The organism is Fulvivirga sp., from assembly GCF_040218215.1.
In the GTDB taxonomy this organism is placed as follows: Bacteria; Bacteroidota; Bacteroidia; order Cytophagales; family Cyclobacteriaceae; genus Fulvivirga.
In genome coordinates, this window is record NZ_JAVJQL010000014.1 from 522,733 (window position 1) to 536,022 (window position 13,290).

Below are 13,290 nucleotides of genomic sequence, written 5' to 3' on the forward strand. Positions count from 1 at the left end.
CCATGGCACAAATAACTTATAAATAAAGAGAAGCGGACAGGCATTGGGGCTATAACGGTATTTGAAAAGACTGAAATGAGAAATCAAGTTACTGAATCGGGCGGCACAAAATTGTTAGCCACCTGATTGTTTGGCTTTGTAGCCTTCGGCATGCAATAGCTCAAGGACTTTTTTTCTGAAATCCCCCTGAATAAGAATTTCGCCATCCTTGGCAGAACCACCAACACCACATTTAGATTTAAGGAGCTTGCCCAAATCCTTAAGGTCATCTTCACTTCCTACAAAACCTTCTATCAAAGTTACCTGCTTGCCGCCCCTGGACTTTTTGTCAAGCATCACCTTTAGTTGCTGGTGTTGAGGGTCAAGCGTTTCCTGCTCCTCGTCTCCTGAAGATTGATAGTCATAATCGTTGCTGGTGGAATAGACAACACCATCACGATTTTTCCATTGATTTTTTTTAGCCATCTTAAAATATTTTTAGAAATCAGGACATGGGATTTGCATCACATGCTTCGGTGGTTTTCTAGGATCCCGGTTAGACCATGAGTAAGATATTGATATCTCGTGTGCTCCTCCACTACCGGCACCGAGTTGTGAAATCGTATAATCATAACTATAGCCGATATTAAGCACATCATCCTTACCTTTTTTAGTAAAGCCTACAAGCATTACAATTGATTCATTATTACTAAAACCTTCTATCGATTTGGTTGGCAAGCCTCTATACCAAACACCAAAAATCATCGGCTCCATGGTTAAATAAAGGCCCAAATCCAGCTGGTCAAACTCGCCTTGAGATTTATATTGAAATGTTGGTGTAATGCTCCTTTCCTGCGGCCTGGTATACATACCTGATCCCATTATCCCCGACTTAAAAGGAATTCTTAACCCACCATGAAATGATGTTTTCATCGGCAACTCTTTAGGGTCTGCATCTTCTTCAAAAGCCTGATTAGGTGTATTAATATGATTCACAGTAGTACCCAGCCAAGCATTTTTTGTATAGAATACTCCGCCAAAAGAAAGGTCAAAAAAGCTCTTAGTCAGGTTTCCAAATGTTTCTAAAGAAGGGTTTTCTATCTCTCCCGTTACAGGATTAAACTGATCTCCAAAAGTTAAATCCGCAAAATTTACATTACGATTATAAAACCCAACCTGAACTCCCGGGCGAAAGGTCAGCCACTCTGTCAAATAAAGTTGGTAGGCGTATTGCAATCCCACCATGGTAGACTTCAGTCCGGCCTGTCCCTCCGTGTCACGCATCAGAAGAAAGCCCACACCGCTGTTATAATCTTCCAAATAAGTATCAAAATAGGCTGATAGCGTGACGAAATTAGCCTCAATAGCAGGCCATTGGTTTCTATAATTAAGACCAACCCGGGCTTGTTGAGTGGCTCCGGCAAATGCCGGATTTAAGTACAACGGTGCTGAATAAAACTGCGAGAATTGAGGATCCTGTGCAGTTACCAATACTGGTAATGTCAGCATAAACAGGCAAATTAACGTGAAGAATTTACGCATGAAAAATTGGTCTATCATTTGCTCCAAATAGCAAAATACGTATAAAAATTAAAACAAGTACCGCTTCCAAAAATAAACAAACTTAGATTCATACCATAACGGCATTTTGAGCTTATTTGTATAATTTAGTATTTAGACTTAAAAATTTTCTTGCGCTGTATGGCAATCAGAACCACACTAAAACAGTTTAATAGATAAATAAATTTTGTGAGAATGCTCCATAGTTTACCCCGCAGGTTATTTCTGCTTTTCATTTTCTTAGTTGGTGGTTTATTTCAGGTTTCTGCTCAGAGCAACGCTAACCTTAATTGGTATTTTGGCAACAACCAAAACAATTTCCGCTTTGTACGTCCTGACTACACCACTGAAAATGTAACGCTGCCGAATAATCTGGGAACAGGAGGTAGTGCAGTAGCTACCGACCCGGTAACAGGAGCATTATTATTTTACACTGACGGAGTAACAGTTTATGATGCATTTAATAGTGCCTTAAGCCCTAATTTAAATGGTAATTCGTCTTTCAATCAGGGAGTTGTAATCTGTACAAATCCCACTAACTCAGATGAGTTTTTCATCTTCACCAATAATGGAACAAATATCAGTAGATCAGTATTTGATAAAACGGCCTACGCACCAGGAGCAACACCTTTTCCTGCTCCTGGCCAAGGAAGTTTAAGTACTCCGATTAACGATATAACAAGCCTACCTTCAGGAACACTGTCTGAAGGTATGATCATAGTTCCTAACAACACCCGGGATGGCTTTTGGTTGATTACTTATGATGAAGCCTCGGACAATTATAATGTGACCAGCATTGATAATGCAGGGACAATTAATACTACTTCTGTTGCGATTGGCGGTACCCCAACTTCAGTAGAGAACTTTTCTTATAATTCATTTACAAATCAAATAGCGGTTGCACCATCAAACCCTGCGGAAGAGGTTGCTATACTCAACATAGACCCTGCTACAGGCACATTGACTTTTGTTTCAACCATAGCAGGGACCAATACCAGCGGTTTATCTTCCAATATCTACGATACTGAATGGAGTAATAATGGAGACATCCTTTACCTTTCCGGCAACTTTGGAGGTGGAATAGATGAATTGATGCAAATAAATTTCACAGACAGTCCACCTACCTTAAGACCAGTTAGTGGGCAGATATTATCCAGAAGTTTTGGTCTTCAAATGGGTCCCGACAGTACTATTTACCATCTTTATGAGGCGGGGTTTGGGCAATTCAGGGTTGGAAGGATCAATGCTCCTGATTCCGTGGTATCGCAAACACTATACAACCCAAGAGCATTTGGTAATGTAGCCTTTGCCGGGATGCAATTTCCCGCATTCTTACCTGATATAGACCCGATGGCCTCTGTGGATTTTACATTTGCAGGAATCTGTGCTAATGTACCAACTTTCTTTTTTCCAGAGATTAATCCTCCCGCTGACAGTGTAGTTTGGGATTTTGGTGACGGAAATTTTTCAAGACAATTGAACGGCATCAATACCTATGCTGCCGCAGGGCAGTATGATGCTAAACTATTCGCCTTTCTCAATGGGTCTGTTGACTCTGTTACTAAAACGGTAGATATTATTGATTTTGATATACAGATAAGTGGATTCCCTCAATCAGACACCTTATGTGCTGAGGATTTTCCCAAAGACTATACCGCTACTGCATCAGGCACCAATGCAGGAAGTGTTACTTTCCGATGGTCCAACAATGATGTGGATGGTGCAACTACCACTATAACAGAACCTGGCAGTTACTATGTAATAGCCACTGATCCTAATGGCTGCGAAGCCTATGCACCTTTACAGGTGGTGGAATATAGGGCAATTGAACAACGTGCTTTTATATGGTATTTTGGTAATAATGCCGGTATAGATTTTAATCCATTATCAGATGACCCACCAGGTCCGGCTGTGCCTATACCTTTCGGAGATGCTACTATTTACAATGGCGGTAATCAAATGCAGAGCTCCGAAGGAGCTGCCATTTATTGTGATGACAATGGAAACCCTATCTTCTATACTAATGGAGAAAGTGTTTTTGATAGAAGCGGAACTCCCGCAGGGTCACCATTCGCCACAGACATTGGTGGTGATCAAAATGCTGCTCAATCTTCTTTTATAGTACCCTTTCCAGGTGATGCCACCTTGTATTACATTTTCCTATCTAAGCCCACCTACAGTACGTCTGGGGCATTTGAATACCAGTTTAGTTATGTTATTTATGATCTTAAACAGCGCCAGGGACTTGGTGACCTGATAAGGGATAGTAATGGAGATGTAGTTTCTACAGTATTATATAATGGCAATACTGAAAGAATAACCGGAAACAACAATTGGGTGATTGTTCATGAGTTTGGCAATAACAATTTCAGGGCTTATCCAATAACAGCATTAGGGTTAGGTAACCCAGTGATTTCTAATGTTGGCACTTCGCATACAACTACTTCATCAACTGCCGGACAGGGTTACATGAAACTTTCAAATACTGGCCAGTTGGCAGTAGCCTTGTCAATATCAAGTACTGAAAATTTTGTTGAACTGTTTCAGTTTGACAATGCAACAGGAGCGGTTAGTATGCCTGTAAGTTTAGATTTTGGAAGTGAAACAGGTCAGGTTTATGGTGTTGAATTCTCTCCCGATGAAAATAAGGTTTTTGCTACTTTGCGAAATGCCAATGGAGGTGGTACTAAAATATTCTGGTGGGAAATTGACACTACTACAGTAGCTGGAGAAGTTACCGATCCTGACTATATAAGAAATTCGAGAGAAGAAGTGGCCTTTGAGGCTGGTGTTGATTTGGGAGCCTTGCAGCAGGGACCTGATGGCACCATATATATAGCCAAGGATGGCGCACCTAATCTGGCCACTATTACTAACCCTAATGGCATACCCGGCCAGACTGACCCGGGTTACAATGCTTCAGGCTTTAGTCTTGCAGGAGGAACAACCAGTACATTAGGCCTGCCCAACTTTATTAATCAATTTAATACCTCTCCACCAAATCTATTACTAGCAGTGTTTAATGGTTGTTCAGGTGAACAAAATGATTTTAGTATACTCAATACTTCCAGCCTTGAGCGCTACAGGTGGAGAATTAATGACATTGATGGAAATGAAGTACTAAGAAGTGCTGTAACAGATGATGGGGATTTCAGTTTTACAATTACAACTCCGGGCACCTACACTGCGATTGTTGATGTAATACCTGAATGCAGCACTTTTGATGTGCCTGTTTCTTCCGTCCAGCAGAATTTTACTATTAGCCCATTACCTTCTTTTACCATAGAAAATGCAACGGATCCTACCGGATGTAACATTAATGATGGAAGCTTTGATTTAGATATTACCAGTACTGGTACTTTTGTGTATGCTATTTCGGGTCCGGTTGGTGTAAGCCCTGATACGGTTACCGCACCTACTGTGGTGAATATCCCAAATCTTGCAGCTGGTGGTTATACAGTTACTGTGACAAACGCAGTAACAGGATGTATTGAAACAGATGCTGTAGCATTAAATGACCCAGCTCCATATGATGTGTTTGCTTCTGCTACTAATTCAGACTGTGAAGGAAACAATGGAACTATTGAAGTTATTGCAAATGGAGCTCCTCTTGACCTGACCTATGTATTAAGAATTCAGGCTAACTCTCAAGTGATAGCTACAGGAACAGAAAGTGTAAACTTATTTAGCATATCTGCACCAGTAGGCACCTATCTATTAGAGTTGACAGATGTAAATGGCTGTACCAAAACAGTTTCTGATCTAACAATCACTCCACCCCCATTGGCTGAATTGAACATTCCGGATGAAGTGATAGTTTGTGATGATGAAGTAGCCTTAATAATTTATTCATCGTCTAATGCTATATCTGTAAATGTCACCGGGCCTTCACAGCCGGTGTTTCAAAATGATAATAGCGCAGATGCTGATACTGTTACTGTAAGTACAGCTGGTGTTTATACTTTTGTAGCCACTGGCGATGGTATAAACATATGCGATAATGTAGATGCCTTGGAAGTTATCTTTAATTCACCTAGCGACAATCCATTTGACTCTCGATTTGTGATATGCCCACAGGACCCATCGCCAGATAATAGAACGGTCACTTTACCAAGTCCACCTGTTGGCTTCGAGTCTGTAAGGTGGTTCACGCCAAGCGGTAATGAGATTACAGGCAATCTGGCAGACTACCAATTTAATGCTGCTGGTGATTCATTACAAATATTAAATAATGGTGTTATCACGGCCGAACTTACCAACTTCTTTGGTTGTGTCACTGTTGCCGAAATTAACATTTTCGAGGATTGTAAGGCAAGAATAAACGCACCTACTGCCTTCTCTCCAAATGGTGATGGCAGAAATGACAGCTTCTTCGTATTCCCTGTTTTAGTTTCTGAAGAGGATTTTGAAATATTTATTTTCAACCGTTGGGGCGAATTGATTTTTCAGTCCAATCAGCTTGACTTTGCATGGAATGGTACGTATAATAACGAAGATTCACGACCATTGCCTGGTGGCACTTATGCATATAGGATAAACTTCAAAAGTGCAGCTAAGCCTGAGGAAGGCATTCAGGAAATGCGTGGAGGAGTAACTTTAATTAGATAAACAAAAAATATGAAAACAAGTAAATTATTGATCTTCTGTGGTTTAATGCTGGCTTTATCATCATTTTCCACCTTTCAGGTTTTTAATACTTCTATGAAAATCAATGTGCGCAACGAGCTGGGCAATATTGAAGAAGGTGTGTCTGTACAACTTTTTGGTAGCGAAGAGGATTACAGAAATGAAACCAATCCAGTTACTGAAAAACTAATGACCGACAAAAAGGGCAATGTTAAATTCAAAGAACTGGAAAGCAAGGTTTACTTTGTGAATGCAGTTAAAGGTGATAAAAACAATGTTGGTGCTGGTGTGGCAACTGCTAAATTAGAAGATGGTAAAATGAACAAGCTAACCATAATCATAGAGTAATTGCACAGGAAGAATTTAATTCAAAAATTAGAATACTACAGCCCTGAAGATGAAAATGAAAAAGCCTTCAGGGCTTCTTTTTTATCCTTTATTAATACTTACCCTAATTGTTTTGAAAGATCATTGCAAATAGGTCATATCACAGGGTCAGCCTGGATTGTGAATCAAGCCTATGACAAGGCACTCCTGACCCACCATAAAAAATTGAACAGATGGTTGCAGCTTGGAGGTCATGCAGACGGTGAAACCGATATCATCAAAGTATCGGCTGATGAAGCATTGGAAGAATCAGGTTTATCTTCAATTAAGTTAGTTAGCACAGATATTTTCGATATCGACATCCATACCATTCCCGCTCGCAAATCAGACCCAGAACATTTGCATTATGACGTGAGACTGCTTTTCACTGCTGATGAAAACGAGTCCTTCAGTATCAGTAATGAATCCAACGACTTGGGATGGATAGCCCTTAATGAGCTTAAGTCCTACTCAAAAAACAATGAATCTATACTTAGAATGGCCGAAAAGACAAGAAGGCTACTTGCCGGAAATAAACAATAAACCGAAGGCTATAACTACCATCCAAAACATGTGAGGTACCAGCACAGGTATGATGATGATTGACATTTTCATCAATACACAAAGTACTACAACTAATATGGCCACCAACTTTAGAATTGAACGTGTTTTGCTACTCATGTTATTTCTTTTGATTAGATAAGAGTAAAGATAATAATTATCTCAGATTGACCTAGACTCTATTTTATTGGAGTTGGAGATTCCTGACTCGCTGCGCCTGCCTACCGGACAGGCAGGCTCTCAGAAATGACGGTTTTCGATTTTGTCTTTTCTTCTCGTCATTCCTGCACGCGCATGTCGCTGAAGCTTTAGCGCAAACACAGGCAGGAATCTCAGCCGAGTATACAAACCCTACTCGCTAAAAAGATAAAAATCAATAAGTTTGCACATCAAATTGAATCATGGCTGAAATAGGCAAAGACATATTAAAAGCAAAAGCACTTCTGGAAGATGGACAGCTGGTAGCCATACCAACTGAAACGGTATATGGGCTGGCAGGAAATGCCTACAATCTGGATGCTGTTGCCAATATCTTTGCCACTAAAAACCGGCCTGCATTCGATCCTTTAATTGTGCATACTTACAGTCTGGATCAAGTGAAGAATCTTGTAACTGAGATTCCTGAAAAGGCTGCTATTTTGGCAGAACATTATTGGCCAGGGCCTTTGACAATGCTATTAAAAAGAAAAAGTATCATCCCAGATCTTGTCACCTCGGGACTTGACACTGTGGCTGTAAGAATTCCTAATAAGGAAATAACCCTTGAACTGCTAAGGTCACTGGACTTTCCATTGGTTGCGCCAAGTGCTAATCCTTTTGGGTACATAAGTCCTACTTCTGCACAGCATGTAGAAGATCAGTTGGGAAGCAAAATACCTTATATTTTAGACGGTGGAGAAAGCAATGTAGGTATTGAGTCTACCATCATTGGTTTTGAAAATGATGAGATTACCATTCATCGTTTAGGTGGTGTCAGTGTTGATGAAATAGAAGCTCTAGTTGGTAAAGTAAAAGTTAAAACACATTCCAGTTCTAACCCACTTGCTCCCGGAATGCTGGAAAATCATTATAGCCCTTTGACTCCAATTCTGTTAGGAGACATCGAATCAAACATTGAAGATCATAGTGGCAAAAAGATAGGCATACTCTCTTTTTCGGTCGATTTTGGACAGCAAACTCAAAAAATTTTAGCTCCTGATGGTAAAATGACCACTGCAGCAAAAAACTTATTCGCTTATTTGAGGTGGTTAGACCGACAGCCCTTAGATTTGATACTTGCAGAACTAGTGCCAGAAGAAGGCCTCGGTTTAGCCATTAATGACAGACTCAAAAGAGCTGCAGCAAAGAAAACAACACATTAAAAACATATACAGATGAAATCAATAGATGATATTAATTTCAGTGGTAAAAAGGCATTAATCCGCGTGGATTTTAATGTGCCATTGAATGCTAAATACGAAATAACTGATGACACAAGAATAAAAGCCGCAGTACCTACCATTAAAAAGATCTTAGATGATGGTGGTTCAGCGATATTAATGTCTCACCTAGGACGGCCTAAAGAAGGGCCAGAAGAGAAATTCTCTTTGAAGCATTTGGTGAAAGACCTTAGTGGCCGATTTGGCACCGAAGTGAAGTTTGCTTCTGACTGTATTAGTGCTGATGCCAAAACATTAGCAGAAGGCCTTAAAGCAGGTGAAGTATTGCTTTTGGAAAACCTTCGCTTTTACAAAGAAGAAGAAAAAGGTGACGCAGACTTTGCTAAAAAGCTTTCTGAACTTGGCGATATCTATGTCAATGATGCCTTTGGAACCGCCCACAGAGCTCATGCCTCCACTAGTATTGTTGCTCAGTTTTTTGATACAAAAGTAAGTGGTTATGTAATGGCTGCAGAGCTTGACAATGCTCAAAAGGTATTGGACAACGCCCAAAAGCCATATACAGCTATAATGGGTGGCGCTAAAATCTCTGACAAGATTTTAATCATAGAAAGACTACTAGACAAAGTGGACAACCTGATCATTGGTGGTGGTATGTCATACACCTTCTTCAAGGCCATGGGCGGACAGATTGGTTCTTCATTAGTTGAAGAAGATAAACTAGACCTTGCAAAAACGTTGATTACAAAGGCAAAAGAGAAAGGTGTCAACCTTGAGCTGCCTTTTGACAGTATCATTGCTGATAAGTTTGCTGCTGATGCCAATACTCAAACAGTAGCCAACACGAGCATACCTGATGGCTGGATGGGACTTGACATTGGCCCTCAGGCAACCGAAGTATTTAGCAACATTATTAAGAAATCTAAAACCATATTGTGGAATGGACCTATGGGCGTTTTCGAAATGGAGAAATTCTCGAACGGCACCAACAACGTGGCTAAAGCAGTTGTAGAAGCTACTAAAAATGGTGGTTTCTCATTGATTGGCGGTGGTGACTCAGCTTCAGCTGTCAACAACCTAGGCTATGGCGATGATGTGAGTTATGTATCTACAGGTGGTGGTGCATTATTAGAATATATGGAAGGCAAAGTACTTCCTGGTGTAGCCGCATTGGAAAATTAATCGATTGATAAATATAAAAGTTAAAAAGCAGCCAAGGCTGCTTTTTTTATGGTTTCGAACACTATATTTACACCGAAGTATATGGTATAGCGAATATTAAATAAATTATAACTTAACAAATATCTTAAGCCTTCAATTAAACTATTATTATAGCCTTCTTTGAGATAACTACATGAAAAACATTCTCCTCATTTTATTAGTGTTGATTACCTATCATTCAAACAGTCAACATCTGGTTGATAGCTTTAACATGCCCACACCAAAGACTTTTGCCTCAATCGATGAAATCAAAGTTACTCCCGATAACAAAATACTTCTTGCTGGGGACATTGACTTTCATAATGGTACTGAAGTTCAGAGTGTAATTAAGTTAAATTTAGATGGTTCACTGGATTCGAATTTTGAATTTACACACGAAAAAAGCATTAAGAAAATAGAGTTTCTATCGACAGGTGAAATTATAGCATTAGATCGTGATTCTTTATATAAGATAAATGAATTTGGAACAATTATCAGCTCGATTAACCTCGGGGTTTCAACGTTTTATTCAGATTTTAAAATCAAAAATGACTATATTTTTCTTGCAGCAAATGGACTAGGGCTAAAAAAATATGATTCCAATTTCACACTGGTTACAGGTTTCAATAATGACAATTTGTTTGAAAATGGTGTTGTGAGAACTTTGGCCTTTCAAAATGAAAAAATACTCGTTGCAGGAACCTTTAGTTCCGTTAATGGTTTCTTGAAGAATGATATTGCAAGGTTTGATTCAAATGGAAACTTAGATGAAACTTTTGATACTGGGTTAGGAACAAGTGATCCTTTGACTGCTATGGTTGTTCAAGATGACAATAAAATCATTTTGTCAGAATCCTTTATAAATAACTTTAATGGTATATCATGTAACGGTTTGGCAAGACTCAATGAAAATGGAAGTGTTGATCTTGAATTTTCACCTCCAATTATCAATAGTCATGTTGGCAGTAATGTTATTGTACACAATGACCAAATCTTAGTCACGGAATACTATTATGTTGGGGAAGATAGTTATGTCAGATTAGTAAAATTGAACTTGGATGGCGCTTTAAACAGTAGCTTCGACCTGAATGATCTCTCATTTAAAATTGCGCTTCACCCAGATGGAGATATTTTGATTGACACAGATGTCTTAAAGAAATACTCCATAGATGGAACAATAGACAGCGATTTCAATCCTATATTAGAACGCATAGGTTATTTTAATAACGCAGCATATTATGATGATTTCATAATAGTAACTGGCGATTTTCATAGCCTTAATGGCGTAGCAACCGATCAAATTGGGAAAATTGATCTCGAAGGAAATGTGGATTCAAATTTCATATTTACTAATGAAACAACTATTAGAACCTTACCAAAAGAAGTTAAGGTGAAACAGGAAAATGAAATATTCGTTTCATTTGGCAATAAACTTCTAAAACTTGATAATCTAGGAAACCGTGCTACTGACTTTAATACTCCTGAAGAAGTAATAGAGCCTTCAGGCAAAACAGATTCATATTTTGCTGAGAAGTTCGAATTTTTAAGCAATGGCAAAATTGTAATGGCGGGCCCTAATGGTTTATATATTTTGAATGAAGACGGTAGCCAAGACACATCATTTGATTTTGAAAATACAAGTAATATTAATAGCACTGCTTTTGCATTTGGTTTACAGTCTACAGAAAAGATAGTATACGGATCCTCATTTACCGAAGTCAATAATATAGAAGTTAATAGATTGGCAAGATTGAATATAGATGGTTCTTTAGACTTTTCTTTTGATATAGGTGAAGGTCCTAGCTCATCTATTAATTACATTACTATTACTTCAAATGATGAAGTAATAGTAGGTACTTATGGATTTAATGGATTCAGTAGTAACCTTGGAATTTTCAAACTTGGTACCGATGGCCTTCTAGATGAAGAATATATAGAAAACCTTAACTCTTCTTTTAACGAACAGTTCTACTTTATTAATGGACAAAATTTCAAAAATAATTCACTTCTGTTTTCAGGTGTTAACTCCCTAACTAATGAATTATTTATTGGAAAACTTAGTGAAGAAGGTTCATTAGAAACTGATTTTGTGATTGATCATGATATTTCCATATCCAGATATAATGCTAACCCGATTCCAATTAGTGATAACTTGTTTTTGCTTTTAGGTGACTTAACCCTTAATGCAACTAATACAAGAACTAAAGGATTGCTGTTTATTGATAATGACATTCCAGAAATAACCGCTGCGACTCATCTTTCCACCTTAGAGGAGACACCTTTGGCTATTTCATTGGATGATATTACTGTTGTTGATACTGATAATAATTTCCCCATAGACTTCACAATTTCTACATTGGAGGGGAACAATTACACAGTATCCAATAATCAAATAATCCCAGTTGAAAATTTTAATGGTACCCTTTCTGTTCCAATTACTGTTAATGATGGTTTAGATGACAGTGAGCCTTATTTGCTATCTATTGATGTAACAGCAATTAATGACATTCCAGAAATCACTGCAGCTGCATCTCTTTCAATTCCTGAAGAGACTCCTCTGCTAATTTTAATTGAGAACATCACTGTAGTTGATCCTGACAATGATTTTCCTACAGAATTCATACTATCTGTCTCAGAAGGGGACAATTATACGGTTTCAAATAATGAAATAATCCCAGTTGAAAATTTTAATGGTACCCTCTCTATTCCGATTACTGTTAATGATGGTTTAGATGACAGTGAGCCTTATTTGCTATCTGTTGATGTAACAGCAATTAATGACATTCCAGAAATCACTGCAGCTGTATCTCTTTCAACTCCTGAAGAGACTCCTCTACTAATTTTAATTGAGAACATCACTGTAGTTGATCCTGACAATGATTTTCCAGGTGACTTCACCCTATCAGTCTCAGAAGGGGACAATTATACGGTATCGAATAATGAAATAATCCCAGTTGAAAATTTTAATGGTACACTCTCTGTTCCGATTATTGTTAATGATGGTTTAGATTACAGCGAGCCTTATTTGCTATCTGTTGATGTAACAGCAATTAATGACATTCCAGAAATAATTTCTACTGAATCTTCCTTTTCCACAAATCAAGAAACATCTCTGCTAATCTCAATTGAGGACTTTACAGTTGAAGACCCTGACAATGATTTTCCAGGTGACTTCATATTAACCGTTATGCCCGGGAATAACTACACCATAACTGGAAACCAAGTGTTACCAGCAAAAGATTTTAGTGGATTACTAAGTGTTTTTGTTACTGTAAATGATGGTATCGATGAAAGTTCACCGTACAAAATTGAGGTAGATGTGATGGCCATTCTGAGTGTAAAAGAAGCATCTTCTCAATTTTTAATCTATCCCAATCCTGCCGAATCACATATAACTCTAAACAACATAGGCCAAGAAAGATATAATCAATTATTGATCTATGACGCAATGGGTACCTTAATAATTCAGAAAAATAACCTCAAGGAAGATAACCTAACCATAAACATAAGCTCAATACCAGAAGGCATGTATATTTTGATTCTAAAAAAGGATGAACATTCAGTAACAAGGAAATTTATAAAAATTTAACTTGACAGGATTCAAGTATTAACACAACGC

Annotated in this window: 8 protein-coding genes; 6 read left to right on the forward strand and 2 right to left on the reverse strand. The window is 38.4% G+C overall.

Annotated elements, in window-relative coordinates; translation table 11 throughout:
- Positions 1-114: 114 nt before the first annotated feature.
- Positions 115-465 carry a translation initiation factor gene (locus tag RIB54_RS11060; RefSeq protein ID WP_350100967.1) on the reverse strand — a complete coding sequence of 117 codons (351 nt, stop codon included), beginning with the start codon at positions 463-465 and terminating at the stop codon, positions 115-117.
- Between the two features lie 12 nt (positions 466-477).
- A complete protein-coding gene (locus RIB54_RS11065; protein WP_350100968.1) occupies positions 478-1,539 on the reverse strand; it encodes a PorP/SprF family type IX secretion system membrane protein in 1,062 nt (353 codons plus the stop codon).
- Positions 1,540-1,734: 195 nt separating this feature from the next.
- Between RIB54_RS11065 and RIB54_RS11070 the strand changes: the two genes are divergently transcribed.
- The 6 genes from RIB54_RS11070 (at position 1,735) to RIB54_RS11095 (ending at position 13,260) form a co-directional block, all read left to right on the forward strand.
- Positions 1,735-6,147: a T9SS type B sorting domain-containing protein gene (locus RIB54_RS11070; protein WP_350100969.1), complete on the forward strand. Its 4,413-nt coding sequence runs from the start codon at positions 1,735-1,737 to the stop codon at positions 6,145-6,147.
- 9 nt (positions 6,148-6,156) lie between these two features.
- Positions 6,157-6,513, forward strand: a complete 357-nt coding sequence (locus RIB54_RS11075; RefSeq protein WP_350100970.1) for a carboxypeptidase regulatory-like domain-containing protein — start codon at positions 6,157-6,159, stop codon at positions 6,511-6,513.
- The gene (locus RIB54_RS11080; protein WP_350100971.1) at positions 6,514-7,074 is read left to right on the forward strand and encodes an NUDIX hydrolase; all 561 of its coding nucleotides are present in this window, start codon (positions 6,514-6,516) and stop codon (positions 7,072-7,074) included. It abuts the gene before it with no gap.
- 419 nt (positions 7,075-7,493) lie between these two features.
- Positions 7,494-8,453, forward strand: coding sequence for an L-threonylcarbamoyladenylate synthase (locus RIB54_RS11085; protein WP_350100972.1), 960 nt, complete (start codon positions 7,494-7,496; stop codon positions 8,451-8,453).
- 12 nt (positions 8,454-8,465) lie between these two features.
- Positions 8,466-9,653, forward strand: a complete 1,188-nt coding sequence (locus tag RIB54_RS11090; protein ID WP_350100973.1) for a phosphoglycerate kinase — start codon at positions 8,466-8,468, stop codon at positions 9,651-9,653.
- Positions 9,654-9,825: 172 nt separating this feature from the next.
- Positions 9,826-13,260 carry a T9SS type A sorting domain-containing protein gene (locus RIB54_RS11095; protein ID WP_350100974.1) on the forward strand — a complete coding sequence of 1,145 codons (3,435 nt, stop codon included), beginning with the start codon at positions 9,826-9,828 and terminating at the stop codon, positions 13,258-13,260.
- The last annotated feature ends 30 nt before the right edge of the window (positions 13,261-13,290 follow it).

Bases quoted from the DNA above. Each gene is read 5' to 3' on its own strand.
- RIB54_RS11060 (WP_350100967.1), bottom strand. From the start codon at position 465: ATGGCTAAAAAAAATCAATGGAAAAATCGTGATGGTGTTGTCTATTCC.
- RIB54_RS11065 (WP_350100968.1), bottom strand. From the start codon at position 1,539: ATGATAGACCAATTTTTCATGCGTAAATTCTTCACGTTAATTTGCCTG.
- RIB54_RS11070 (WP_350100969.1), top strand. From the start codon at position 1,735: ATGCTCCATAGTTTACCCCGCAGGTTATTTCTGCTTTTCATTTTCTTA.
- RIB54_RS11075 (WP_350100970.1), top strand. From the start codon at position 6,157: ATGAAAACAAGTAAATTATTGATCTTCTGTGGTTTAATGCTGGCTTTA.
- RIB54_RS11085 (WP_350100972.1), top strand. From the start codon at position 7,494: ATGGCTGAAATAGGCAAAGACATATTAAAAGCAAAAGCACTTCTGGAA.
- RIB54_RS11090 (WP_350100973.1), top strand. From the start codon at position 8,466: ATGAAATCAATAGATGATATTAATTTCAGTGGTAAAAAGGCATTAATC.
- RIB54_RS11095 (WP_350100974.1), top strand. From the start codon at position 9,826: ATGAAAAACATTCTCCTCATTTTATTAGTGTTGATTACCTATCATTCA.